Source organism: Caldimonas brevitalea (assembly GCF_001017435.1).
GTDB lineage: Bacteria > Pseudomonadota > Gammaproteobacteria > Burkholderiales > Burkholderiaceae_C > Caldimonas > Caldimonas brevitalea.
The window spans coordinates 768,456-793,940 of sequence record NZ_CP011371.1 but is presented as its reverse complement, the minus strand read 5'-3'; the positions used below and the strand labels follow the sequence as shown (position 1 = coordinate 793,940).

General features: G+C 67.7%; 23 protein-coding genes and 1 pseudogene. 8 read left to right on the top strand and 16 right to left on the bottom strand.

The window, feature by feature from the left end; all coding sequences use genetic code 11:
- Positions 1-59: 59 nt before the first annotated feature.
- Complete coding sequence (locus tag AAW51_RS03460; RefSeq protein WP_047193495.1) at positions 60-815, bottom strand: L,D-transpeptidase family protein; 756 nt, start codon at positions 813-815, stop codon at positions 60-62.
- Positions 816-1,081: 266 nt separating this feature from the next.
- On the opposite strand from AAW51_RS03460, the gene AAW51_RS03455 reads away from it, so the two are divergent.
- Together AAW51_RS03455 and AAW51_RS03450 are read left to right on the top strand one after the other, a co-directional pair.
- Positions 1,082-1,291 carry a transcriptional regulator gene (locus tag AAW51_RS03455; protein ID WP_047193494.1) on the top strand — a complete coding sequence of 70 codons (210 nt, stop codon included), beginning with the start codon at positions 1,082-1,084 and terminating at the stop codon, positions 1,289-1,291.
- Positions 1,288-1,554 (top strand): hypothetical protein, encoded by a 267-nt coding sequence (locus AAW51_RS03450; protein ID WP_047193493.1) that lies wholly within the window; start codon positions 1,288-1,290, stop codon positions 1,552-1,554. Before AAW51_RS03455 ends, AAW51_RS03450 begins: the two co-directional genes overlap by 4 nt.
- Positions 1,555-1,643: 89 nt before the next feature.
- Here the strand turns inward: AAW51_RS03450 and AAW51_RS03445 are convergent, their stop codons facing one another.
- The 4 genes from AAW51_RS03445 to AAW51_RS03430 all read right to left on the bottom strand — a co-directional run bounded on the left by AAW51_RS03445 (position 1,644) and on the right by AAW51_RS03430 (position 4,646).
- Positions 1,644-2,108: a hypothetical protein gene (locus AAW51_RS03445; protein WP_047193492.1), complete on the bottom strand. Its 465-nt coding sequence runs from the start codon at positions 2,106-2,108 to the stop codon at positions 1,644-1,646.
- A 79-nt stretch (positions 2,109-2,187) separates the two neighbouring features.
- Entirely contained in the window at positions 2,188-2,766 is a 579-nt protein-coding gene (yfcF, locus tag AAW51_RS03440) for a glutathione transferase (RefSeq protein WP_047197348.1), read from the bottom strand.
- Positions 2,767-2,924: 158 nt separating this feature from the next.
- Positions 2,925-4,067, bottom strand: coding sequence for a GGDEF domain-containing protein (locus tag AAW51_RS03435; RefSeq protein WP_053013299.1), 1,143 nt, complete (start codon positions 4,065-4,067; stop codon positions 2,925-2,927).
- 135 nt (positions 4,068-4,202) lie between these two features.
- On the bottom strand, positions 4,203-4,646 hold the full coding sequence (locus AAW51_RS03430; protein ID WP_047193491.1) for an ATP-binding protein: 444 nt from the start codon (positions 4,644-4,646) through the stop codon (positions 4,203-4,205).
- Positions 4,647-4,735: 89 nt separating this feature from the next.
- Here AAW51_RS03430 and AAW51_RS03425 point away from each other — a divergent pair, with 89 nt between their 5' ends.
- The gene (locus AAW51_RS03425; protein WP_157359594.1) at positions 4,736-6,121 is read left to right on the top strand and encodes a hypothetical protein; all 1,386 of its coding nucleotides are present in this window, start codon (positions 4,736-4,738) and stop codon (positions 6,119-6,121) included.
- Positions 6,122-6,145: 24 nt separating this feature from the next.
- Here the strand turns inward: AAW51_RS03425 and AAW51_RS03420 are convergent, their stop codons facing one another.
- Positions 6,146-6,709: an HAD domain-containing protein gene (locus AAW51_RS03420; RefSeq protein ID WP_047193489.1), complete on the bottom strand. Its 564-nt coding sequence runs from the start codon at positions 6,707-6,709 to the stop codon at positions 6,146-6,148.
- Positions 6,710-6,817: 108 nt separating this feature from the next.
- On the opposite strand from AAW51_RS03420, the gene AAW51_RS03415 reads away from it, so the two are divergent.
- Both AAW51_RS03415 and AAW51_RS28915 read left to right on the top strand, forming a co-directional pair.
- Positions 6,818-7,048 (top strand): helix-turn-helix domain-containing protein, encoded by a 231-nt coding sequence (locus AAW51_RS03415; RefSeq protein ID WP_047193488.1) that lies wholly within the window; start codon positions 6,818-6,820, stop codon positions 7,046-7,048.
- Between the two features lie 183 nt (positions 7,049-7,231).
- A complete protein-coding gene (locus AAW51_RS28915) occupies positions 7,232-7,531 on the top strand; it encodes a helix-turn-helix domain-containing protein (protein ID WP_169787976.1) in 300 nt (99 codons plus the stop codon).
- Positions 7,532-7,598: 67 nt separating this feature from the next.
- On the opposite strand, the gene AAW51_RS03410 is transcribed toward AAW51_RS28915, so the two are convergent.
- The 6 genes and pseudogenes from AAW51_RS03410 to AAW51_RS31315 all read right to left on the bottom strand — a co-directional run.
- Positions 7,599-9,593, bottom strand: coding sequence for a hypothetical protein (locus tag AAW51_RS03410; protein WP_157359593.1), 1,995 nt, complete (start codon positions 9,591-9,593; stop codon positions 7,599-7,601).
- 313 nt (positions 9,594-9,906) lie between these two features.
- Positions 9,907-11,829: a methyl-accepting chemotaxis protein gene (locus tag AAW51_RS03405; RefSeq protein WP_047193486.1), complete on the bottom strand. Its 1,923-nt coding sequence runs from the start codon at positions 11,827-11,829 to the stop codon at positions 9,907-9,909.
- A 193-nt stretch (positions 11,830-12,022) separates the two neighbouring features.
- Positions 12,023-12,334: a P-II family nitrogen regulator gene (locus AAW51_RS03400; RefSeq protein ID WP_238947749.1), complete on the bottom strand. Its 312-nt coding sequence runs from the start codon at positions 12,332-12,334 to the stop codon at positions 12,023-12,025.
- Positions 12,335-12,379: 45 nt separating this feature from the next.
- Positions 12,380-13,312 carry a sodium-dependent bicarbonate transport family permease gene (locus AAW51_RS03395; RefSeq protein WP_047193485.1) on the bottom strand — a complete coding sequence of 311 codons (933 nt, stop codon included), beginning with the start codon at positions 13,310-13,312 and terminating at the stop codon, positions 12,380-12,382.
- A gap of 120 nt (positions 13,313-13,432) precedes the next feature.
- Entirely contained in the window at positions 13,433-13,909 is a 477-nt protein-coding gene (locus tag AAW51_RS03390) for a TetR family transcriptional regulator (RefSeq protein WP_238947748.1), read from the bottom strand.
- Positions 13,910-14,062 (bottom strand): annotated as a pseudogene (locus AAW51_RS31315) (TetR family transcriptional regulator); the annotation flags it as partial.
- A gap of 89 nt (positions 14,063-14,151) precedes the next feature.
- On the opposite strand from AAW51_RS31315, the gene AAW51_RS03385 reads away from it, so the two are divergent.
- Positions 14,152-15,084, top strand: a complete 933-nt coding sequence (locus AAW51_RS03385) for an alpha/beta hydrolase (protein WP_169787975.1) — start codon at positions 14,152-14,154, stop codon at positions 15,082-15,084.
- A gap of 2 nt (positions 15,085-15,086) precedes the next feature.
- On the opposite strand, the gene AAW51_RS03380 is transcribed toward AAW51_RS03385, so the two are convergent.
- Entirely contained in the window at positions 15,087-16,289 is a 1,203-nt protein-coding gene (locus tag AAW51_RS03380; protein WP_169787974.1) for an MFS transporter, read from the bottom strand.
- Positions 16,290-16,357: 68 nt separating this feature from the next.
- Here AAW51_RS03380 and AAW51_RS03375 point away from each other — a divergent pair, with 68 nt between their 5' ends.
- Positions 16,358-17,257, top strand: a complete 900-nt coding sequence (locus AAW51_RS03375) for a LysR family transcriptional regulator (protein WP_335337658.1) — start codon at positions 16,358-16,360, stop codon at positions 17,255-17,257.
- A gap of 69 nt (positions 17,258-17,326) precedes the next feature.
- Here the strand turns inward: AAW51_RS03375 and AAW51_RS03370 are convergent, their stop codons facing one another.
- The 3 genes from AAW51_RS03370 to AAW51_RS27805 all read right to left on the bottom strand — a co-directional run bounded on the left by AAW51_RS03370 (position 17,327) and on the right by AAW51_RS27805 (position 24,444).
- Positions 17,327-19,234, bottom strand: a complete 1,908-nt coding sequence (locus AAW51_RS03370) for a M48 family metalloprotease (protein ID WP_047193481.1) — start codon at positions 19,232-19,234, stop codon at positions 17,327-17,329.
- A gap of 314 nt (positions 19,235-19,548) precedes the next feature.
- Positions 19,549-23,103 carry a CHASE domain-containing hybrid sensor histidine kinase/response regulator gene (locus tag AAW51_RS03365; protein WP_053013297.1) on the bottom strand — a complete coding sequence of 1,185 codons (3,555 nt, stop codon included), beginning with the start codon at positions 23,101-23,103 and terminating at the stop codon, positions 19,549-19,551.
- Between the two features lie 375 nt (positions 23,104-23,478).
- Positions 23,479-24,444, bottom strand: coding sequence for an FkbM family methyltransferase (locus tag AAW51_RS27805; protein WP_169787973.1), 966 nt, complete (start codon positions 24,442-24,444; stop codon positions 23,479-23,481).
- Between the two features lie 377 nt (positions 24,445-24,821).
- Between AAW51_RS27805 and AAW51_RS03355 the strand changes: the two genes are divergently transcribed.
- Positions 24,822-25,424 (top strand): hypothetical protein, encoded by a 603-nt coding sequence (locus AAW51_RS03355; RefSeq protein ID WP_047193480.1) that lies wholly within the window; start codon positions 24,822-24,824, stop codon positions 25,422-25,424.
- Positions 25,425-25,485: the final 61 nt, after the last annotated feature.

Sequence of the window (25,485 nt, the reverse complement as noted above, 5' to 3'; positions counted from 1 at the left end):
CCCTCGACAACTTTCCCGACTCCGTGAAGTTCATGAAGCCGCGACCCGCAGCCACACGTTCAGCGGGCCGCCTCCCTCGGGAACGCCGCCAGCGCGGCCCGCAGTCCTTCATACAGTGAGCCGACCCAGGCCGGCCTGTCCACCGGCGCGACGCGGTTCGACACCATTCTGAAGTCGGTCGGGCTGATGAGCACCTGCACGCGCTCCTTCGAGACCAGCGCGGCGAGCACGAACAGGTCTTCGGCCGCCGGGTCGCCCATCGCGAGACAGCCGATCGACGCAGCGCCGCCGTGGATCATGATGTCGCCCCCGAGCCGGGCGCGCCCGTCCGTGGCGGCCATGCGGCGGTCGAACGTATTGGGATAGTCGAGCCGGATGGACAGGTGAAAACGGCTGTTGGGGTTCAGATAAACCGCACGGTACTGACCCTCGGGCACCTGGCGGTCGCCTTCGATCAGCTTCGGCCCCAGCTCACCGCTGGCCGCGCGCACCGGATAGTGCTTGATGTAGCGCCACGGTTGCGCCTTCGATGCGCGCGCGTAGACCTCCAGGCGCCGCGTGTCCTTGAACGACAGGTAGGCCACTTCATGAGGGGGATAGGGCACGCCGGCGCGTTCGAACGCAGGGCGCAGCCGGCCGGCCACGTCCGGCCCGTACTGTGCCAGCCGTTCCTGCAGCGTGTAGCCACCCCGGACCTTGCCCCAGCTGTAGGCGAGCAGCCCGCGCACCGGCTCGAGTGCGAGGGCCAGCGCCAGCAGCAGCACGGCGAGCACACTCACACCGACGACCCATCGTCGCAGCGCCACCAGCGTCATGCAGCACCTCGAACGCGCGCCGGCGTCAAGACGGGGCCGGCCAGGGCCGGGGCAGGCCACGACGAGGCAGCGGGATAAACGCGGGCCAATGTCATGACGCGTTCACTGACATTGCGGCGCCGGTCGTGGCAACAGACCAGGCGCGGGCCGGAGGGCCGGTCGGCTGGAACCATGGGCTGTACGGGAGCAAGGATGAGCGGCATTTGCTTGATGTTTGCGCAATTTCAGCGTAGAAAATGAGTAGAGAAGGCGCAATGGAGTATGCAATGGCTGCCCGATTCAACGTGGTGTTCTCCGACGACTTGAACAAGGCGTTGGACAAGGTGGTTCAAGAGGACGAGAGCAGCAAGGCCGACGTGCTCCGCAAGGCGTTGCAGCTGTACCTAGCGGCACGGGACGGCAAACGGCGGGGGCTGAAGGTCGGTCTCGCCGACCCCGAAACCAGACAACTCGAGACAGAGATCATCGGCCTGTGAGCAACATCGACCTCAACAGCCCGCCGCCGAACCACAAGTTCTCCGTCTCGATCGACCGGGAGGAGACGACCGCAGAGGTGAAAGTCAGGCTGTTCAAGGAGGTCGCTTTGTTCTGTGTGGCGATCGCTTTCGTCGTGTTGATCGCCGTCCTGCGCTACAGCACCCTCACCTCGACTGCCTCGACCGCAGAGGAGAAGAAGTGGGCCATGTCGGTGATATCGGCCGCCACCGGGGGGATCATCGGCTACTTGGTGCGCAAGTAGCTCGGCTCACTTGCTTGCATGCCTGCCTGCCTGCTACGGCTCACCTGAAGCGCGGTAGGTGCCCAAGCTCGAACCACACGTTGGCCGCGTCACGCCCCCCGCGCTTCGGCCTCCAGCAAATACGGCACGCCGACGCGTTCCAGCACGTCGAGCGCACGCTCGGCCACCGGCGTGACCCGCGCGCGCGCAGTCTCCGCGGGGATGGGCTGCACCATCTTCTCCAGGTCCGCCAGCCCGCGTGGTGCCCGGAAGGGCTCGACCTCCCACCACAGGTCCTGGCCGCTGCTCACCTCGCCGAGCCTCCCGAAATACTCCGGCAGCCCGAATGCTTCGAGCGGCCGTTGGAGCGACGGACGCATCGTGAGCTCGGGGAACCGGCCGAGCCGAGACCAGCCGATGTCGAACGTGAACTGCTCCAGGTTCTGGTGAGGCACCAACACACACCAGAACAGCAGCCCCTCCGCCTCCCCGGGACGCTGGAACACCCGTTCGCCCGGAAACACATAGTCCGACTTCAAGGCCACCGGCTGCCACCCGAAGGGCGACGCTTTCAAGCCTCGTTCGACAATCTGCCGTAAGGCACGGCCGTACTCGCTTCTCATGATGGGATGACTCAGGACGACACGATGCGGATCACAGCGGGGGCCGCCGCTGCTGCACCCATTGTTGAACCGAAGGCCGCTGCCACTGGTGGCGCGCATAGTGCGCCAAACGCTCCGGCACCGCATCGCCGTTCAAGACCAGGCGATTGAGCATCAGTGCCAGGTCGACGTCGGCGATCGACCAGGTGCCGAACAGGTGTTCGGCACCCACTGGCAACAGCCCTTCGGCTGCAGCGAACAGCTTGTGTGCCGCGGCTTGCGCCTCGATCGACAGTGCGGGCTTGCGCGCGCCATAGAACACCACCTCGGTCGAGCGCTCCTGCCGGATCGGCATCAAGTCGCTGCGCAACCAAGCCTGCACCTGCCGCGCCCTCGCCCTTTGCTGCGGCTCGGCCGGGTAGAGCGGCACGGCGCCGCCGAAGACCTCGTGCAGGTATTCGGTGATCGCCGACGACTCCGACAAGGCGAAACCGCCGTGCACCAGGGTGGGCACCCGGCGCGTCAGGGAGCGGGTGGCGTAGCCGGGTTCATGCTGGGCCTTCAGCGCCAGATCGACGGTCTGGATCTCGAAGGACAGGCCTTGCTCGTGTAATGCGACGAAGACCGACATTGCATAGGGACTCGCGTACTGGGCATCGACGTAGAGCAGCAGATCCTGGGCTGACACGGCAGGCTCCGATCAGAAGAAGGTGGGGCGGGCATCTTAGCGTGCAGTGGCGCGCCGGCCACCCGGCCCCTTGCGGCACCACCGGGCCGGCTGCGCCCGCCTCACCTCGCCACCACGCGGTTGCGCCCCTGCTGCTTGGCGGCGTAGAGCGCCGCGTCGGCCCGCCCCACCAGATCGGCGACCGACTCCTCGGGGCGATGCTGTACCACGCCACACGACAGCGTGACGCGGAACTGCGCCGCACCGACCCGGATGAGGGCATCGGCGAATGCGCGTCGCAGCCGCTCGGGTCCGAGGCAAGCGCGCGGCAAAGCCGAATCGGGCATCAGCAGCACAAACTCTTCGCCGCCCCAACGTGCCAACGTGTCGGTCGTGCGTATCTGCGTGCTGGCGACGGCAGCAAAACGCTTCAGCGCCTCGTCGCCGGCAGCGTGACCGTGCGTGTCGTTGATCTGCTTGAAATGATCGAGGTCGATCAGCCCGATGCAGAACGCTGCACCGTGACGGGCATTGCGACGTTGCTCCCGCTCCAGCAGTTCGCTCATGTGCCGGCGGTTCACCAGCCCCGTCAGCTCGTCGCGGGTGGCAAGAAACTGGATGCGCTGCAAGGCCTGCGCAAGGTCGTGCCTTTGGTTGCGCAAGCGGGTACGCAGGCGACTGAGTTGCGCGGCCAGCGCCGCGACGGCCGGCATCATCGTCGCGATCAGCAGGAAGTGCGCCAACTCCACCTGGGGGTCGAAGGTTGCGGGGAAGCGCTCGGCCATGACCGCCATCGTGACGCCGAACAGCAGCACCGAGTACAGGCTCACCGCGGTGACCTGGCGCGGTGGCAGTGCGAACATCCCGAACATCATGACCACCATGACCAAGGGAAACACCGCGCCGCGCAGTGGCCCCACGATGGCGTACGCAGCCGCACAACAGGCGACGGCATAGACCATCTGCACCAGCGTCAAGGCGGGGTCTGCGTAGCGCTCGGACCAGCCGGTGCGGACGGCCACGAAGAACGTCGTCGTCCCGCCGCCGGCGGCCACCGTCCAGCCGACCACCGCCCCCCAGCTCACGTAGCCGGCAACCGCCGCCAGCAGCATGCAGAGCACGACCAGAACGGTGACCAGCGTGCCGATGCAGGTCTGCACGAGCCGGATGCGCCGCTTCCGGTCGCGCGTAAAGATCACGGCGGCGGCACGTTCCCACCCACGCTCCGCGCGCGCCTTGTCATGGTCCGGGTCGGTGGGGGTCATAACAGCCTCGCCTCGTGATGCCGGGGGCTCCCGCCCCCCCACTGTAGCGTCAAGGCGACGCCGCATCCTGGCGCGCCGCTGCCGCGCCTGCCACGGGTCGGGCCGGCGTTCGGACAAGGTGCAGGCAACCTGGCCTCATGCGCTGCCCGCCCACGCCAACACCTCGAAGCCCCCCTCGGGTCGCAGCGACACGCGGTACAACTCGTCGTATCCCTCGCTCATCGACGGCCGCTCCAGGCGCTTCAAGGTGCCGAACACGCCCGCAGCCGGGACGGGTTGCGCACGCCGTTGGTTGCGTTCGTAGCAGGCCTGCGGCTCGGGCTCGAAAAAGTAGCCGGCGACCCGAAAGCCCGCCGCCCGCGCGGCGCTGATGTAGCGAGCGCGCTCGGTGACCGTCACGTTGGTCTTGTCGACGACAAAAGGCTGCGCGATCGCCAGGCACAGCTCCAGCATCCGCTGTTCGCGGTGACGGGTGCGCAGCAGGTCGAGGCTGATCCGCACGTGCGTGTCGAAAAAACGCTCGCGGTAGAACGTGCTCTTGCCCGAGCCCTGGATGCCGATGAGCAGTACTGCTTGCATGCCTGCCTGCTGACGCCGAGTCCGCAGGCGCTATTCTGCGGACTCGCGCACCTGCCCTCCACTTTGGCCCTACCCCTGTGCTGCCCGCCTTGCCTACCCCTGAAGCGATGCTGCACAAAGCGCTGCGCGCCGCACCGCGACGTTACCGTCTGCCGCCGATGCCGGCCGACGCCCAGGCGGCGCAGGCGCAGGGACCCGCCTCGGCCATCGCCTACGCACTCGACGCGCTGCACCGGGCACGACAGCAGGGTCGACCGCCGTGCCCCGATCTGCAGGCCTTGTTCACCGGCGCGCTCGCGGCGCTGGTACAGGCGACGATGTCGCCGCAGCAGGGCGACTTCACCTACCAGGCGCTGGTCTGGCGCCGGCAGCATCAGGAGGTCGACACGCATGTGGCACTCGTCGAACGATCCGCCGATGACGAGCGTTCGGTGCGCAGCACCGTCGACGCGGTGGCGCACCCGGGCAAGCTGAAGCGCAGCGCCGGGGACGCTAGCCGCGAGCGCCTCGCAACCCTGCATGCCAAGGCCGCTGCGGGTGACTGGACCGGGCTGCGGCAAGCCATCGAAGCGGCCCTCGCCGAGCCGCTGGACGAAACACAACCGCTCGCCGCGACACTGCACCGGCTGTTGGCCAATCCGGCCCTCGAACGGCTCGAACGTGGTGCCGCCTTGCGACGCGAGCCCAGCGTTCAGCGGTATCGCGCGCTGCGGGAACGGGCCGGGGCCGATGCGGGCAGCGCCGTCGCCACCGCCCGGGGCCAAAGGGCCGCTCGGCAGGGCAACCTCAGCGAGGCCGAGGCGGCACAGGCGCTGGTGCAGATCGTCGACCGGCTGAACCAGGCGGTCGAGGGGCCGCCGGTGTTCCGCCTGGTGCGCAGCTTGCGCACGCCCGGCACGCTGGGCGAAACACACCGGGCCAAAGCCGAGTGGGATGCCGCGATCGTTCGCGAGCTGACCGAGACCGCTGCGGCCGAGATCGTCCTGCTGGTCGAGGTCAAGACCTCCCCCGCCGCCGCCAGCGCCGACTGGCCGCGGCTGCGACGCGGCCTCGAAAGCCTCGCTCAGGCCCGCCCCGGTGACCTCTACGACTTCCCATCGCCCAGCGGCCTGGTGCGCGTGACGGGCGATTCCTTGCGCCGACTCCAGGCACCGGGCCAGCACGCCGTGGCGCCGCAGGTCATCTATTGCTGCATGGCCGAGCAGGAAACGCATCCCTCGATCTTGAGCGCACAGAGCAAGGCCCTGTTGCTGGCCGAACCGGAAAGCCTGGGCTACGCCGGCCGAGTCGCCCGCGGCGAGAGCCCGGCGTTGGAAGAACTCGCCGCGGTATGGGAGGCCGTACAAGCATCTCCCCGACTGCGCGGCATGCAGCTGCAGTACGAGACGGCGCAGGCGGCGCGGGAGGCCATGCTGCATCCGGCCGATCTGCTGGCGGCGGTCGAGCAGTACTTCGCGGGTACGACGCGGACGTGAGCCACCGCCACGCGAGCTCCTCGCTCACGCACAACGACGGCGCCTGCCGGCCGACACCCAGCAGCCGCCGTGTCGGAACTTGTCTCGTGCACGGGACTGCCGTCGCAGCACACCGCCCACGTCGACCGGTCGCCCCAACCACAGCCGCAGCTGCGTCTGCACCTGCGGCGCCGACACCCCTGTCTCGGGGTGGCAGACGATGACCTGTCGCGGCGCGGGTGTCGGCACGTCGGCACCCGCGGCATCGAGGATGCGGAAGCTGGTGACGGCTTGCTCATGCAACAGCCAGCACAGGATGGACTCGTAGGCCTCACCCGCCGGCGTGCGGCCGAGGTACCGCCCGCTGAGCCCGCCCAGCCAGGTGGCGATCTCTTGCTCGCCATGGCGGTGGCGCCAATCGGAATGCACGACGATGGACACGTCCGGGAAGGGTGACAGCAAGCGCTCGAGCACGGGTAGCCACTCGAGCGATGGCCTGTATGGCTCGGCATCGCACACAGGCGCGGGCAAACCGCCCTGCAGGGCCGGCAGGCGGGGCAAGCGCCAGGGATGCAGGCAGCCGTCGAAGTCGATGAAGAGCACACGCATCGATTTCCCCGCGTCGGTGACAACAGGCCAACGATAGCCAATGAACAATATATTGTGTAGATTGTAGGGAGGCCGACCGGGACACTTCCGAAAATTCTTCGGACGACTATGGACTTGCTGGTGGCCTTTGGCCGGGTGGTGCGCGACGAACGCAAGCGGCAGCAGCTGTCGCAAGAGAAGCTGGCGGAGGCCGCGGAACTGCACCGCAACTACATCGGCTTGGTGGAGTTGGGGAAGACGGCGCCCGCCTTGGACAGCGCAGCCGCCATCGCCAACGCGTTGGGTGTGCGCTTGTCGGAGCTGTTGCGACAGGCAGAGGATCTGACGGACCAAAGCTGACCCGCCACCACACCGGCGTGCGGGCCTCAGAGGGAATGCGACGCTGCCCTTGAACGCCATGCCATCGCTTGCCGCACACGTGCTTCACGTCAATGGTGGCGAAGCGATGCGATTCCCACTGCGGTGTGAAGACAAGGCGTCGTGTCCGTGCGAGATTGGCCTCCCCTGTGGCTGGAGGAAGCCTTGACCCTCTCCGAAGCGTTCGCACAAGTGCTCCGAGAGCGTCGCGTTGCGCTGGGACTTACACCTGCAGCGCTTGCCGACCGGGCTGCGGTACCGGTCGGCACGGTCGAAGCCATCGAGTGTGGAGCCTTGTCACCTACGATCCTGATGGTCGACCGCCTGGCCGCGGGTCTTGCGATGCCCACGCATGAGCTGATCTCGCTTGCTGAACATGTGCAGGATCAAGCAGCGGCTGCGCTGAAAAGCCGGACGGTCGAACCGCCCGGCCAAGCAAGCGACACAAAGCAAGATCGGCGCTGATGACGATGAACTGCGTGAGCGGCAGGGTCGCTTGCAGCGACACGCCTGTTGGCCGAACAGTGAGTGTTTATGGCACGCTGGCCTTGAAGTAGGTGAGTGTGTCAGCCCAGATCTCCCCCATGTGGCGCGCCTCGACAGCACAGGAGATCCCTGGCACCGAATCCGGATCGTCGCATTCCCCGAAGGGGCCGGTAAGCCACACTTCGGGTCGCTGATCATGGTCCATATCAGTGACCTTCGTTATGGCGCCTGAATCATACTGGTACGCAAAGCGAGCCGGCACGCCGACGGGTTTCAATCGACCGGACGAGAGCAACAGCAGCAAGCGATCACCGCCGTACGGCCATGAAGGCGCGGCAGCATGGAGCCCAGCCCCGTTATTGACAGGCATCAACTGCAATTCGATCACCTGCTGCTGGCCATCGCGGCTGCGCCAACCCTGTATCGTGATCACTTGGCCGCTCGAGTTGCGCAGTGCGTTCACCACCATAGCCATGTCGGGATCGGGTGCGCCGAGGCGCCCCAGCAAGTCCTTCAACCACGCGTCGTGCTCCTGAGGGGCATCGGGGGGCTGCGCGGAGCGCGTGCTGGGGAAGCCGGGCAGCTGCAGCCTTACGAAGGTTTCGGGGTGTGTCGCGCGTCGGCCGTCGGCCGACGGACGCTCATGCATCTTCTGCGGCTGCGAGACCCAGGCTCGGCACAGTACCAGCACGTGAGCCGGCGCATCACCCACACTGTCATTGAAGCAGAGGGTCGCTTGCGCGGTGAGCCCGCTCAAGATTTCCTCGTGTGCCCACCCCGAAGGGCCCCCGAGCAACGCAACCAGCGCCGCGCGCAGTTGACCCGCTTCAGCACCTGAGTCCCGGCGTAGCCAGTCCCAGTCCGGCTGCAGGCACTGGGAAGGCCGGCCCGCGGTCCAGCCTTTAACGGCGATGGAGGTGAGCAGAGATGTCGGCAGATGTTGCAACCATGGACCGTGGTGCCTGCAATCCGATGGGACTTCCAGTGCGGTGATCTGTTCCCCCAAGGCGACCAAGCCTGCATGGCTCTCCACCACTGTACCGAGCACGGGCCACGGGTTGATCGGCTCGTTGGCGTGCGCCAGATCGAAGTCCGACCAGCTACGTTGAGCATCGTCCCTCGCGAGGACAAGCTCTGTTTGCAACCGGGCCAACTGGCGAAGCGCATCGGGCAGTGTGCCGGCGGGCCATGCTGCCGGTGCGGAGGTAAGCGAGATGAGTTTGGCTCGCAGAAAAGCGGCCTGTCGCAAACCCTTCACTAAGCGAAGTCTGCGGTCCTCTCTGCTGTCGCTGGCTTCGATGCCGAGGCCTGTCGAGAGCCTGCTGCCCGGTTGGATTTCAGGTTCCAACTGTTGTAGTGCCGAGGCCAGCCGGGGGTCCGAGGGTGCGAGGCTAGACCATAGCAGGGCAATCAGCACACAGTCGTCAGGCCCTGTTCCCTTGCAGCCGCGACTCGCAAGATGCCGTGCGAAGTGTCGAGTGAGGAAAGGCTCCATTCGCGCAGCCATTTGCTGGCGCTCGGTGGCGTCGCGCACCATTTGTGCGGCATTGAACGCGGCGATCCGGCCGCTTCGCTCGCGCACGCACTGTCCGAAATCGCGCTCGGCGGAACTGCCTGCTACCAGGCCGGTGTAGCGAGCGGAAATTGTGGGATCGAAGGGAGATCGGTCGGGATACAGCCATGCCTGTTGCGGCATGCAGTTCCAAAGCGTCAAGAAGGCCGCCGGCTCGTCGTCCCAACCAGGGAATGGCCCGTACAAGTGCACGTGGCTCGTCCACAACCTCTTATCCCGACGTGCCGCTTGGATTCCATATGAAAACCAACGCTCGACGCGCTTCACGATGTCCGAAGGCGCGTCGAATCTGAGAAGTGAACCTCGCCCGGCGAAGATCAGACCGTTTTGAAGTCGGTCAGTGGACAACCGATGCACGGCATCGCTGCGATAAAGCCGTTCGATCCTGCTCGGGGTGGCTTCGCGCACGACAAAAGCGTAGACGTCCTGCTCGTCGGTCTGCACCATCGCGTCGATTTCACGAATCACGGCCCGGAACTCCTGGTCATCGAGCGGCCGGATCGACCACCTCCACCAAAACCAGGCTCCGAGCACCATCAATGCGCATATCAGCGCGGCCCAGCCGATCCAACGTGTCGAGGACCTGTCCACCGCCAATTCCCTTCCTTCCCGGTGGCCGGCACTCTACTCACAAATCAGTGTCACAGGGTCGCTGCTGTCCCCCGAACCCGGTTCAAGCGTGCGCTTTTCAGCGGAAGAGACGATAGGTGGTGGTGCTGAAGCTCGCCATTAGAGCTTCACGCTGGCCGCGGTGCAGACCGGCACAGCCGCCCGGGCGCGATCAGCCCGCGACAACGCCCCCGCGCTCCCCCCGCCCCAGCCGGAACACCCCGATCGCCTCCACCAACCGCCCTGCCTGCTCGCGCAGCCCGGCCGCCGCTTGCGCCGATTGCTGCACCAGCGCGGCGTTCTGCCGGGTCGCGTCGTCCATCGACGCGACGGCCTTGTTGATGCCGGCCACACCTTGCGCCTGCTCGCCCGACGCGGCCGAGATCTCGCTCATGATGTCGCTGACGCGCTGCACCGCGTCGACCAGTTCGCGCATCGTCTTGCCGGCACGCTCGATGTGCGACGAGCCGGCACTGACGCGCTCGTTCGACTCCGCGATGAGCTGCTTGATCTCGCGTGCCGCCTGCGCCGACCGCTGGGCCAGCGAGCGCACCTCGCTCGCCACCACCGCAAAACCTTTGCCTTGTTCGCCGGCGCGTGCCGCCTCGACCGCGGCATTGAGCGCGAGGATGTTGGTCTGGAACGCGATGCCGTCGATCACGCCGACGATGTCGGAAATGCGCGAGGCGCTGTGCGAGATGGCGTCCATCGTCTCGACGGCCTGGGCCATCACCTCGCCGCCCTGGCGCGCCACGTCTGACGCACCGGCCGACAGCCCGCGGGCTTGGCCGGCGCTGTCGGCGTTCTGGCGCACCGACGCCGAGATCTGCTCCATGCTGGTCGCGGTCTCGCGCAGCGAGCCGGCTTGCTGCTCGGTGCGGCCGGACAACGACTGGTTGCCCTCGGCGATCGCAAGTGAGCGCGCCAGGATGTCGTCGGACGCATGCCGCACCGATTCGAACGATTGCTGCAGCCGGTCCATGAAGCGGTTCAGCTGGCGGCCGATCTCGCCGATCTCGGACTGGTCGGTCACGTCGAAGCGCGCCGACAGGTCCAGGCTGTCGGTGACGGCGGCCACCTGCCGGCGCAGCGTGGCCAGCGGGCCGATGAGCCGGCCCACCAGCGGATACAGCAGGGCCAGCCCCATCACCAGCAACGCGGCGCCGGCGGCGAAGGTCCACCATTGGTTTTCTCGAATGCCGGCCGTCACTTCCTGCAGCGGCATGCTGGCCACCAGGTAACGCTGCAGGTCGGGCAGGTAGACGGCGCCGACGAAGGCCACCTGGCCGTCCTCGAGACGGGTCTGCTGCACGCTCACGCCGCGCTCACGCACCGCCTTCCACTGATCGGCCAGCAGGGGCGCGAAGCCGGGCAGCTTGGACAGGTCGACCTTGCCGGCCTGGGCGGGGTCGGGGTGGACGTCCACCACGCCGTCGGCCTTCACCAGCATCACGGCGCCGCTCTTGCCGACGCGCACCTCGCGGATCAGCGTCGCGAGTTGCGTCATGTCGAGCCCACCGCCGGCCACGTTCAGGGGGCGGCCGTCGGCGCCCTGTGCGTCGCTGCGGTAGTTGACGAACAGCATCACGCTCTTGCTCAGCGGGTTGCTGTCGAGATTGAGTTCGTAGGGACGGCCGCTTTTCAGATAGTTGAAATACCAGCTGTCGCTCGGTGTCTCGGCCGACAGCAAGCGCCATTGCAGCTTGCCGCCTTCCCAGTGGTGGTAGCGCACACTGCCGTCCGGCAGCGTGGTGGCCATGAAGGCCGCGTTGGCCTTCAGCGAGCGCTGCACCTGCGCCATCGCGGCCTCGACTGCGGCTTGTTGCTCCAACGGGGCACCGGCTTCGATCCAGGCCTTCAGGTAGGTGTTGTTGGCGAGCGCTTCCGAACCCGCGATGACCTTGTTCAGCTGGGCCTCGACGCGCCCCGCGACGCTCGACAACTGCGCGGGCAGCTCGTGGTCGCGTACCCGCTCCAACTGGTCGCGTCGGGCCAGCTCCGTCTGGAACAGCACGACCAGCAGGACGGTCAGGCACAGCGTCAGCGCAGACGCGGCGAAAAACTTCAAGCGCAGGGAAAGCGCGTTCCAGAACATCGGGAGTCCCCTTTTTGACCCAGCGCAGACACGCCGGTGGCTTTTGTTGTAGAGCTTTCGGGTTTTCGACCCCCAGTGCCGGAGGCTTAAGGAAATTTCGCACCGCGCGGTGTGGACTAATGCTCGGTCACACGACACACGCTCTGATGGCAGCCGCCGCGCCGACGCACTGCCACCCACCCAGCCAAACGCCTCAGAACTTCTGCGGCCGCAGCACCTGCACGTCGGTGAAGAACATCGTCACGCCGTAGTTCGGCGCGTACTGGGCCAACACATGCTCGGCGATCGCGTCGGCGATGGCCTCTTCGCAGATCACTTTCATCTCGATCGTGCGGTCGGCTTCCCAGGCGCCTTCGCGCACACCGGTCGAGCCTTCGCCGCGCACGTCGTAGACCGTGTAGCCGTGGGCTCCCAGCCGCTTCACGTCGCGCACCAGCGCTTTCTCCAGCGTGGCTTCGGCAATGATCACCAGCAACTGGCGTCGGTGTTTCGTGATCGCCATCATCGGCCTCCTTCCTGCATGTTGCCCCCCCCGCGTGCGCCGGCCCGCTCAACGTGTCAGCCAGCCGGCCAGCTGGATGTAGAGCGGAATGCCGACCACGATATTGAACGGAAACGTGATGCCCAGCGCCGCGGTGATCGACAAGGCGGCGTTCGCCTCGGGCACCGCCAAGCGCATCGCGGTCGGGGCCGCGATGTAGCTGGCACTCGCCGCCAAGGTCGCGAACACGGCGACACCGCCGGTCGACAACCCCAAGGCCCAGCCAGTGAGCGCACCGGCCACCGCGAGCAGCGGCGGCACCATCACCCCCACCGCGACCACTACGGCGCCGAAGCGACGCACCTCGGCGAGCCGGCCGCCGGCCACCAGGCCCAGTTCCAGCAGGAACAGCGCCAGCACGCCCTTGAAGGGGTCGATGAACACGGCGCGGATCGGCTCCGTACCCTCGACACCGGCCACATAGCCGATCAGGATGCCGCCCACCAGCAGCAGCACACTCTTGCCGAACAGCACCTCGTGCAGCAGCGCACCCCAGCGGATGTCGCGCAGCTTGGACAAACGTGCGAGCAGGATGCCGGACACGATGCCGGGCGCCTCCATCACCGCCACCCACAAGGCAGCATGGCTCTCATGGCCGATGCCGGAGCGCACCAGTGCAGCCGTCACCACGGCAAACGTCACCACGCTGACCGAACCATAGTGGGCCGCCAAGGCCGCACTGTCCGGCGGGCGCAGCCGCAGCGCGCGCAGCAGCGGGTACAGCGCAAACGGGATCGCGAAGCTCAGCGCCACGGCCGCGCCGACCTGCGGCAGCAAGGCCCCCAGCGGTTGCTTCGACAGCTCGATGCCGCCCTTCAGCCCGATGGCCAGCAACAGATAGATCGACAGCGTTTCGTACAGCGCCTCGGGCAGACGCAGATCAGAACCGGCCACGCGGGCCAGCACGCCGAGCAAGAAGAAAAAGACCACCACGTCGAGCATGGCGAGATGCTGCCACAAGGTCGGCCGGGTGGCTGGCCCGGGGTGGGCACTCGCCGGTTTGAGACTCAGCCTCGTCAGGGATTTTTTTGGCAAACCCGCTATTCGGGCGTTCACCCGGACTCATGCACTCAGCGAGTGAGTCAAATATGGTAATAGCAGATCCATGGCCTCCGCCTCCAACGCACCCGTTGTCAGCCAGCGCGGGCCCTCGATGATGGCTCGATGTGTCAATGCCTCCACGGTGGACTCCGCCACGAATGCGACCAGCCTGATACGCGACGGCGGCAAGCCCGGGCAACGCTCTCGAAGGTGGGTCCTCAGCATCTCGGTCAGGCGCTCGCTGATGCCCATGGCGGCGGCCAGCGCGCCCTCTCGCGGCACCTGCTCGATCAGCACTTTGTGAAGCTCGGGATTCAGCCGGTGTGCGTCCAGACTTGCCTTGATCAAGGCGCGCAGGACTGCCGGCAAAGGTTCGGACGCATGCTTGGCCAGCGCCGTTTCCACCAAGGTCAACACGTCCTGAACGTGCTCCTCGATCAGCGCCGCGACGAGGGCCTCTTTGTTGCTGAAGTACTGGTACAAGGTCCCGATGCTCACGCCGGCTCGTTCGGCCACCGCCCCGGTGGTCGTCCTTTCATACCCCCGTTGAACCAAAACCTGAGCGGTTGCCTCAAGAACTGCCTTCACAGTCTGTCGGGAACGCTCTTGAACCGGGTGCTTCCTCGAGGGAAGGGACGTCTTGGACTTCATAGGCAGCTCATCGAAAGAAAATGCGAGTTTGAAACCTGAGGAACCCCTCATATTATTGCCGCAGTCCATCTCTCTACCAAGGATCGCAAGTGCAGCGACAAGACCTCAGCTTCCCTTCAGGCAAAGATCATTGCGAGGCGTGGCTGTATCTGCCCGATGCGCCTGCCGGCCCACGTCCGTGTGTCGTGATCGCGCATGGCATCGGCGCGATTCGCCAAGTCCGACTGCAACACTACGCTGAACGCTTCACGCAAGCGGGCTACGCGGTTCTGACATTCGACTACCGTCATTGGGGCGCAAGCAGCGGGACACCCCGATATTTGTGCGCGATCGGGAAACAGCACGAAGATATCGAAGCTGCCATCGAGTGCGCCAAGTCTCGGCCGGAGATCGATGCGGGCCGGGTCTTCTTGTTCGGAACATCGTTTGGTGGGGGGCACGCGCTCGTTGTCGGCTCTCGCCGGCCGGACCTCGCGGGTGTCATCTCTCAGTGCTCCGTGACCGATGGCTTGGCCGTCGCCATGGGAACGCCGCTGCGCCAGCTCTTGCAATGGTTGCCGGTCGCCCTGGTTGACCAATTCCGCGGCTGGTTTGGCATGTCTCCCAGATACATCAAGCTTGCTGGAGAGCCCGGTGAACTCGCCTTGATGACCAAGCTTGGGGCCGAGAAAAGCTACCACGCCATGATCGATGAGCCGTCCCCTTGGATGAACTTGGTCGCCGCAAGGTTGACGCTGTGGCCTCTGTACCGCCCGATCCGGCACGCATCTCGTATCGCACCACCGCTTCTCATGGTGGTCTGCGATCGAGACGAAATCTGCCCGGCGACGATCGCCGCAAAAGCAGCCCGGCTGGCCCCGAGGGGCCAAGCGGTTCACTTTGACTCATCCCACTTCGAGATCTACTTCGGGGAACTCTTCAACAGGGCTACCGCCACGATGATCGACTTCATGGGGACATCGACAGGCCACGCGAGTGCGGCCGATCAACTCGCCTCGAACGGGCAATTGCGCGCTGCGTAGTCTTACTGTGACGTTGACTTGGCCGGCCGCTGTGCCGGGCGCTGCATCGCGGCGAAGCACGACAGCACGGCGCCCAAGGCAGCCATCGCCGTGGCCAGGCCGAGCGATGCACCGACGGCGGCGCCTAGGCCGATCGGCAGCACCACGGCACTGACGTTGAGCACGACCAAACGCACCCCGAGCACCTCCCCGCCGCGCCCGGCGGGCGATTCCGCATGCAGCAGCGCGAGCACGCTCGGCAATGCGCTGCCAAGGCCGATCCCGAGCACGCACTCGAGCGCAAACGCCATCGGCAGCGCGTGCGCCAATGGGAACAGCAAAAAGCACAGCCCACTGCACGCCAGCGCGAAGCGGATGATGCGGGCGTCGCCGAGCCGCTGCCGCCACGGCGCGGGCAGGGCCCGGGCCAGCAGCACTGCAGCGTTGTAGGCCGCCAGCAGGTTGCCCACTGCTGCGGCTGACCAGCCGTTGTGAGCGCCGAACACCGGCACGAGGAAGGTATTGGCATTCCACGCCACGCCCACCAGCAAGTCGACGAGCAGGATGCGCCGCAGACCCCGCGCCTCGAGCACTTGCCGCACGGACAGACGGGCGGGATGCGCCGTCAGGTGCATATCGTCAGCCCCGTCGGACAGCCCGCGTCGCGTGACGATCGCGCCCACCCACGCCATCAGCGAGCAGGCCGCCAGCAACGAGAACGCCAGTTCGCCTCCGGCATGCGTGATCGCCTGGCCGGCGACGAGTGGGCCCAGGCAGCCCGACAGGGCGGTGCCCAGCCCGATGCCCGAATGGCCACGGGCCCGCCCTGCGTCGTCGCGACAGCGGCCGAGTTGAGCCTGCACGGCCAGCAACAAGGCGTTGTACCCCGCCCCGGCCGTGGCGGCGGTCAGCCACAGCATCGCCGGGGCCCAGTGACATGCGGGCAGCAGCAGGCCGGCCCAAAGCGCCACCATCCCCGCCAAGGCCGGCACCCGTGGCCCGCCGCGGTCGACCCAACGCCCCAGCCACACTGCGCCCAGCGTCGGCAGCAGCGAAAAGAGCGCCATCATCAGGCCGACCTGGAAGGCCGGCACGCCCAGCGAGAGCGCGCTCAGCGAGACCGCGACGCGGCTGCCAGTCAGCGCGAGGTGGTTCAGCACGCACAGCATGACCAGCGCGCGGACCGACAGCACAGCGGAAGGGGTGGGAGGTGGGGCAACGGACATCGACGTTATGCTGCCGATCTTGCGGCCATAGGCAAAGTTGAATTTGCTGAGCGCTGCCATCAGGAACCATGATGCGAGAACTCAACCTCGACCAGCTGCGCACGCTGGTCGCCGTCACCGAACTCGGCAGCTTTTCCGCGGCCGCCCGGGCCTTGCACCTGGCGCAGCCGACGGTCAGCTTGCACGTGAGCGAACTCGAGACCAGGCTGGACACGCAGCTGTTGGTGCGGGGCGGCCGCCGTGTGACGCCGACCGGCGCCGGCGAGGTGCTGGTGACCCGCGCGCGCCAGCTGCTGCGGGATGCCGGCGAGGCGGTCGAGCTGGTCCGGCGCCATCGAGACGGCCAGGTGGCGCGTGTGCGCCTGGGCAGCTCTTCGGGCGCGATGGTGCACCTGCTGCCGCGCATCCTCGAGCGGCTCGATGCCGAGCTGCCTGGCATCGACGTGCAGGTGTCGGTGGCGCGCTCGGCCGAGCTGATGAACCGGCTGTTCGTCGGCGATGTCGATCTGGCCCTGGTGGCGACACCTCAGGCCGCCTTCCCGGGGCTCAGCGTGAGCCCGTGGCGCGACACGCCGATGATGGCGCTGCTGCCGGCTCGCTGGAAGGCGCCGAAGGCGGTGACGCCGCAGTGGCTGGCGAGCCGGCCGCTGATCTTCAACGAGCCGACGACACTTGTGCACCAGCAGACGATGGCCTGGTTTGCGACGGCCGGGTTGCACCCTACCGCGCGCATCGAGATGCTGTTCAACGAGGTGACGCGACGCCTGGTGGCGGCAGGGTACGGCGCGGCCATCCTGCCGTTCGAGCACCCCAGCGAGACGCTGGACGGCAAGATACAGGTGGTGCCGCTGCGGCCCGCGGTGACGCGGCGGCTCGCGGTGGCCCAGCGTGCCGGCACCGTGTTGAGCCATGCGGCACAGCGGGTGGTGGACATCGTCTGGCAGTTTCGAGAGCTGCGCGGCAGGTGAGGCTTGCCTTCACCGCCGCCGTTCGTCGCCACCGATCATCTGCTCATCTGAAACGCCGCACCGGGACTTTCAGCCCAAGCCCAGCGCCGCCCCCGGCACCGCCCGCACCCGCTGCTTGAACGCCTTCGGCTGGCGATCCTGCGCGCAGATGATCACGTGCAGCGGCCAGCTTTCGTTCGCGAGTCGATCGACGATCGCGCCGTGGTGGCCGCGCCAACGGGCCCAGACGGTCAGCTCCAGGCACAACACATAGGTCATCACGCTGGCATCGGCCGGCAGCACGCGGCGCACCAGCCACACGCGGGCCACGCCTTTGCGATGCCGGCGCACCAGGGCCAGCACGGCGGCCTGCGTCTCGGCCGGCAGTTCTGCCGGGCGCAGCTCGTGGTCGTGCGACAACTGGTCGAACTGCGTTTGTCGCTCGAGCTCCCACAGGTGGCGCTCGTGCCAGCGCCGCTCGTAGTCGTCGGCCCGCGGGTCGTCGCGCTGCTTCAAAAAGCCATAGGCCTTGTCGCACACCGGCTTGACGGCGTCGGGGTCGAGCACGGCGGTGCGCTCGAGCAAGGCGAGGCCGCTGTCGTCATTGCGATCGAGGCGCACACAGCCTTCGAGGTAGAGGCCCAGGGCATGGTCGGCATGTTGCGCGTTGAACTCGCTCAGAGCCGGCAAATGGTCGTCGTCGGGGTGCAACTGCAGCCTCAGCTGCAGGATTTCGATCTGCTCATCGGGCTCGGGCGTCGGCAGGCCTTGCAGTTCGGTCAGGCGAGCCCGCTTGGCTTGCCACTGGTCATGGTGCTGGCGCCAGCGCTCGGCCACCTCGGCGTGCCATTGCGTCTGCATCGCCTGGCGCAGACGGCTCGCCTCGCGGCCCAGCCAGGTCTGCGCCGCCGATGGACCGGTCAGGGCCGACGGCAGATGGGCCGCGACACTGTCGGCGGTCACGTTGCCGCCCAGCGCCTCGATGCGGCGCCGCAGGATGGGATGGGTGTCGGTGACGTCGGCCTCGCGATCGAGCGCACGCTGCAGCCACTGCTGTGCGTGCTCCGATGGCGGCGGCAGCACCGCACGGTGAGCCCATTGCTCGGCCAGGTCGGCGGGCGGTGTGGGCTGCTGACGTGCGGCGGCAAAGGTGTCGTCGAGAAAGGTGTCGTAGGCCGCGGCACTGACGTTGACGCGCTTGAGGGCGCTCACCGCAGTGGCGGCTCCGACCAGTTCGGCCGAGGCCGCATCGGCCTGGTATTCATGCGCACGCGCCAACACGAAGGTGTAGGCATTGAAGTACGGCGCATACCAACTCACGGCACGCTGTAGCCAGCGGCCGCCAAAACCCTGCCACTGCGCCGACAGCGCCTGGATGCTGCCCCAGGTCGCGCGCAAACGGTAGATGAAGGCGCCGAAGTGGCTGTGTGCACCGGCCAGGTGTCCGTACTCATGCGCCACCACCGCCAGCGCTTCTTCGGGCGACAGGCTCTCGAGCAAAGGCAGGCCCAGCAAGAGGTAGTTGCGCGGCCATCCGAACAAACCGAACAAGGGCCGCTGCACGACGGCGGCGTTGAGATCGTCGGTGATCAAGACATGGTGGAAGCGCGGCCCGCGCATGCGCCGGCGCATCTCGTCCAGCGCCGCGAACAGGGCGGGGGCCTGCTCTGCCGTCAGCTCGCGGCCCTGCGGCGGCGGAAAGCGCGTGAACAAGGCCGACAGCGACGACTTCAGCAACAACCACAGCGGCACGGCCAGCAGCACCAGCAGCTTGCCCAGCTTGAACAGCACGATCAGCGCCTTGCCGCCGGTCAGCACGGCCGCGACCAGCAGGCCGCCGATCAGCAGCAAGGCCAGCCCGGCGAAGCCGAGGATCAGCGCCAGCAGGCCAAACCCGAGCAGCGCGAGCAGCGCCACCTTGAGTTGGTAGAGGCCCGGCGAGCGTTGGCTTTCGGCTTCCAGGCGCTCGACCATGCGCTCGAATTGCGCGAGTTCCATACCCGTTCCCTCATCCATCGTGTGGGTGTTGTGTCGGGCGATTTTGTGCAAGGGCCCGAGGTTTGAGCAAGCACGCCGAAGGGGGTGGCGCTGCGGCAGCCGCCAGGGGCAGCGTAGCCAGACGGCGGCAGCGGCAGCAGGACAAAAGCGGACGCCACAAGGGTGGCGGCGAAGGCGCACAAAGCGGTTGCGCCCGGCCGCCGTAGTGGGGGCTCGCCGTCCTGGCACGGGTCGACAGCGGGTGCCGCGGTGCGCCATCCCGGCCGGAGCGGCAGCAGCATGCGCGCCGGCCGCCGAGCCGATGCAAGGTGTTGTCAGCGGGCCACGTGCGGCCCCCGTCGCCCGCCCGTTTCAGGCGGGTGCTGCGGGCCGCGGGCCGCGGCGTCGGCGACGCTCCCGAGCCACCGACCCAGGGTGCGGATCAGCACCGAGGTTTCGACGGGCTTCGAGATGTGATCGTCCATGCCGGCGGCGAGGCAGGCGTCGCGGTCTTCGCCGAAAGCGCTGGCGGTCATCGCGAGGATCGGCGTGGAGCGGTGCTGCGCCAGGCGTCGGATCTCACGTGTGGCGGTGAGACCGTCCATCTCCGGCATGTGCAAGTCCATCAGGATCAGGTCGTAGCGTGCTGCGCGCGCCTGCTCGACCGCGGCAACGCCGGTGGGCGCCAGGTCGACCTCCAAACCCAGCGACTGCAGTTGCTCGACGGCGACCAGCTGGTTCACCGGGTTGTCTTCGGCGAGCAGTACCCGGGCGCCTTCGAAACGCGGCTCCTGCAGCGCGCCGCGGCCCTCCGCCGGGAGCGCGGCGGGCAGGCCCGCGGCGGGCGACATCGCGGCGATGCAGCCCTCGCGCATCAAGGTCATCGACACCGGCTTCTCCAGCACACACACGCCCTGCAGATCGCCGGCCTTGGCGCGGACCGCATCGGCATCGCCCAGCGTCAGCAACAAGCACACGGCGCCGCCCGCAACACCCGCGTCGCCGCGCAACAGCTCGCGCGCGAGATGGAGACCGCCGCGCGCCGGCAGCTCGCAGTCGATCAGCAGCACGTCGTAGGCCTCGCCCGCAACCTGTGCCGCCCGCGCCATCTCGACGGCGCGCGCGGACGACGCGGCGCGGTCGGCCCGCCGCACCCCCAGCCGCTTCAGCATTTCGCCCAGCGCCTGGCTGGCGGCGTCGAGATCCTCGACGATCAGCGCGCGACGCCCGTCCAGTACCGGGGCGGCGGCCGTCGCGCTCGCAAGGTTGGGCGGCGCCACGCGCAAGCGGGCGCTGAACCAAAAGGTGCTGCCCGCGCCCGCCTGGCTGCTGGCCCCGGTGTCGCCTCCCATCAGCTGCGCCAGTTGGCGGGTGATGGTCAAGCCGAGACCGGTGCCGCCGTAGCGCCGGGTGGTCGAGTTGTCGCCTTGTTCGAAAGCGCCGAACACCTTGTCGATGGCGTCGGACGGCACACCGATGCCGGTGTCGACGACTTCGAAGCGCACCAGCAAGTCCTGCTCGCGGCGCTCGATGCAGCGACACCGCACGACGATCGAGCCGGTCGGCGTGAATTTCACGGCATTGCCGACCAGGTTGAGCAGGGCCTGTTCGAGCCGGGTGGGGTCACCGATCAAGCAGCTGGGCGTGTCGTCTAGGTCGAGCACCAGTTCCACGCCCTTGTCTCGCGCGGCGGTTCGCACCAGCGCACAGGTACGCGCAAGCAGCCGGTCGAGGTCGAAGTCGGTCTGCTCGAGCGCCAGCTTGCCGACCTCGATCTTGGACAGGTCGAGGACGTTGTTGATGATCGCCAGCAGGTGGCGAGACGCATCGATGACCATGTCGAGCCGCTCGCGCGTGGCGCGGTCGGCGCTGTCGCGCCGCATCAGCTGGGTCAGGCCGATGATGGCGTTCATCGGCGTGCGGATTTCGTGGCTCATGTTGGCCAGGAAGGCGCTCTTGGCCTGGGTCGCCGCCTCGGCCTGCACGCTGCGCTCGGTGAGCGCCTGGTTGAGGTCGAGCAACTCGCGCTCGAGCCGCTTGCGCTCCGACAAGTCCACCGCCACCGCCATGAAGCCGGTGTTGTGGCCGGCGTCGTCGCGCACCGCGCTCACGCTCAGCAAGACCGGCAAGCGCGTGCCGTCCTGGCGCACGTACGTCCATTCCCGGTGTTCCGCGGGCCCGCCGTGCGCACCGACCCCGAACACTTCCCCCGGGCGTAGGGGTCGTCCCAGCTCGGCGGCCAGCGCCTGTTCGCGCGCCTGCAGCTCGCCCGGGTCGTGGAAGTGCGCCATGCCCAACCGGCCGATCACATCAGCGGCCCGCCAGCCCAGCATGGCTTCTGCGGCGGGATTGAACAGCACCACCACCCCTTCGGTGTCGGTCGCGATGATGGCGCTTGCCGCACTGCCCAGGATCGCACGCTCACGGGCGGCCAAGGCCCGCAATTGCGCGGTGCGCTGCGACACCTGCTGCTCCAGCGTGGCATTGAGGTCGAGGATCTTCGCTTCAGCCGCCTTGCGCCGGCTGATGTCGCGGAGCGTCTTGGCGGCGCCGGTGATGCGCCCGTCGGCACTGCGAATGGGCGACAGCGACACCGAGACATCGACCCGGCCGCCGTCTTGCCGCAAACGCACGGTGTCGAACACCGGCACGTCCTCTCCCTGAGCCGCCTGCTCGATCAGCCGCATCTCTTCCTGCATCCGCTCGGGTGGCACGATCAGGTCCACCAGGCGCCGCTGCAGCGCTTGCGCCGCGGTGTAGCCGAAGATGCGCTCCGCAGCCCGGTTCCAGTCGGTGACGGTGTCCTGCAGCGAGATGCCGACGATGGCGTCCTGCGAACTGTCGACCATCGCGGCCATGCGGGCCTGCTGCGTGCGCACCAGGCGTTCTCGCTCGGCCCCCAGCAGCCAGACGTACAGCAGCACCGCCGCCAGTGCGAACGTGGCTGCCACGGCCCCCGCGTAAGCGCGCGGATCGGGCGCCTGCAGGTTGGCGAAGAACGCGGGCAGCGCGCGCACTTCCATCTGCCACTGCCGGCCGTACATCGGCAGCGTCAGGCGTCGGCTCAAGGCCTGGGTGTCGGACGTGTCCCACCCGGGCGAGGTGAAGAACCGTTCGGGCGTCCCGTCGGCCGGCACGTCGTAGAGGGCCAGCGCGAACTCGCCTTCGGAGTAGTTGAAGTCACCGAGCACCTCGTCCATGGCCAATGGCATGTAGGCCCAGCCGAAGCAGGCCGTCTCGCGCTCGGCCACTGTCGCCGGTTGGTGCCCGCGCTGAAAGATGGGCAGCAACAGCAGGAAGGAGCGGCGGTGCAGACCGCTGGCTTGCACCAAGGTGATGGGCGCCGTCAACGCAGGCTTGCCACTGCGCATCGCCGCGATCGCAGCGGCCCGCCGATGGCCTTCGGATGCGATGTCGAGCCCGATCGCCTGCAGGTTCAGTTCGACCGGCTCGATGTACTGGATGACGTAGCGTTCGCCTTCGTGCGGGCTCAATTCATGGATGCGGAAATCGGGCTGGCCGTCGCGCCGGGCAGCGGCGAGAAAAACCGTTTCCTCCGCCCGGGGCACCCGCCGCACAAAGCCGAAGCCGCGCGAGCCGCGGAACTCGCGCTGGAATTGCCGCGTCGCGCTGTACTGCCGAAAGCGCTCCCGTGTCACCGCCTCACCGCCCGCCGCGATCACCGCGCCGCCCGCGCCGCGCAAGCCGTAGGCATAGGGCGCCATGCGGGTCTGAAGATCGGCGGTCGCACGCCGTGTGACCGCATCGAAGCGGGCTTGGGCCTGCGCCTGGTTGGCGGTGTGTCGGGCCCAGCCGACCGCAGCGGCGACCAGCAGACCGGCCATGAACACGGCCAGGCAGAGCAGCGTGGGGTAGCGCCTTTCGCTCACGCTCCCGCCCTTCCTTGCGGCTCGCCGGCCAGGCGCCCACGGCGCCGGAGGGCAAGGGCCCACCGCCCGGGGGAACGAGGCCGAGACCGCCGCGCCTGCCGTCGTCCCGACGCGCGGTCGAATGCGTCACAACAGGTCACGCCAATGGCTCCCGCGAGGCGACTTGAAAACATGCCAGGCGCTGACAGGACTACCAGCGCCTCCCGGTGCGTAGCAAACGAGAGGCCTTGCCCGCCACCGTCTGTCATCTCCCTGACGGCCCTGCACCGGGGCGCATTCCCCGTCTCCGGCGCCGCGGCGGCGGCGCGCCCGGGCCGGACCACCGCGAGCAGGACGGCCGCGCCTGATGGTGGCCCGCGACCGACGCCCCGACGCTCAGGACGGCTGCGGCAACGACAGCGCTTCGGGGCTTGCCAACAGCAGGCGGTAGGCCCGCTCTTCCAGTTGCTCGAGTTCCCGCAGCCAGAAATGGCCGCCGCAGGCGCAGCCAAGCAACAGTTCGACCAGTCCGCGCAGTTTGGGCACGCGCCGGATCGGCCCGGGCACATCCCAACGGCGACCCACGCTGTAGAGATGGCGGTAGCCGCGCTGGCGCAGCCAGCTGGCGACCTCGTCGCCGCCGCCCGGCCCGGCGCTGTGATTGGATTCGAACAGCACCAGCGGCCGGTCGACGTCGAGCACCGCTTGCAGGCCGCGCAGCACCCGCAGCTCATACCCTTCCACGTCGATCTTGACGAGGCGCACGGGCCGCACGAGGTCGAGCCGCTGCACCACGTCATCGCCCCGGCGCACCGGCAGCACGCGCAAGCGTCCTGCGGTCGCGCGGGCGGACTCGCCGGCGAAGCTCGAGCCGCCCAGGTTGCCGCTCTGGTTCTGCACGAAACGGCAATCGGCGTCTTCGTCGCCCAAGCCCACCGGCACCACGGTGACATTGGCGACATCGTTCAGCTCGATATTGGCCTGCAGAATCTTGACGATGGGCGGGTTGGGCTCGACCGCGACCACCTGCGCGAAGCGCGGCGCGAGAAACAAGGTGTGGTTGCCGACGTTGGCTCCCACATCGAGCGCCACGCCCTGCGCGAACTCGTCCCGGTAGCCGGCGAGCACCGTGTCGAACAAGGACAGCAGCAGGTCTTTCTCGTAGAGCCCGTCGGTGAAGATGTGCTGGCCCACCGCATCGGAGGGCACGGCCGCCAGCACCGGGTACCCCTTGGCGCGCACGGCACGGCCAAGCCGGTAGGCGAGCCGCGACAGCACGAACTCGCGCAGGACCTGGGCTCGCCCGATGTCGCGAACGCGCGTGGCGTCGAGAGGGTGGTGTGCAGTGCCTCTGTCTTGCATGCCTTGGCCTCCGGTGGTCCACATGGTGCCACGGCGGACGACGGTTGCGGCGAGTGTTGCAAGACGTTAGGGATGGAATTTGTGCAGTGCGCCGGGGCGGCGCTTTCGATGCCCGAATCGGGCCTCGGAACACCGTGCCAAGGGGTTCCCCTGGCCCTCTCAAGAGGGAATGAACTGCAGGCGGTCACTGCCTAGAGTGAATGACAGGAGGGCAGACATGGCGGCGCGACAGGCGCTGCCCGGCGCACGCCCTGTGCGCCACCGTGTCGGTGTGTCCCGCCCGGCCGTTCGCGGCTGCGCAGGATGCCCCGCCGCCTCCTCGGCCCCGGCTGATCGGCCGTCGCAGATCGGCCCATCACGAGCTACTGGAGACCCACGTGAAATCTCACTCACTCGCTGCCTGTTGCGCGGCTCTCGGCCTTGCCTTCGGCTCGGCCGCGTCCGCCGACCCCAAACCCGATGTCGTCAACAACGGCAACCTCTGGACCATCACCTTCTACGACGACTCGTCCGACGTGCACGACGAGTGGGCCACCCAGCAGATCTGCTTCATCCCCACCGGCACGGTCGGCACGCAGTTGGCGGGCGTCTGGTACTCGCCCACCTTCTTCGACTGGAACGGCACCTGGCGACAGGAGGGTGACCAGGTCTTCATGACAGGCGACTATGCCGGCGACATCGACGGCAACGCCGTGGGGCACGACGGCATGCACTGGCAACTGGTGACGGCGGAGCGCAAGAGCGAAGGCTTCGGCCACTGGAAGGAATGGCGCGAGGACGGCAGCTTCGGCAACGTCATCGGCTACGGCAATGCCAAGTTCGCCCGCGTCGGCAACTGCCATTTCCAGCCGCCCAAGGTCGACATCGGCACCCTCCACAAGCTGACGCTGGTGGAAAGCCGCAAGGCGCCACGCCGCTTCCGCCGGGACGGCCGTGATGCCATCGGCCCGATGGACAAGCTGCTGCTGCCGCTGCAATGACGCAGGGGCCGGCGGCCCACGCGGGGGACGGCTTCGGCAGCGTCGCACGCGCCACGGCCGC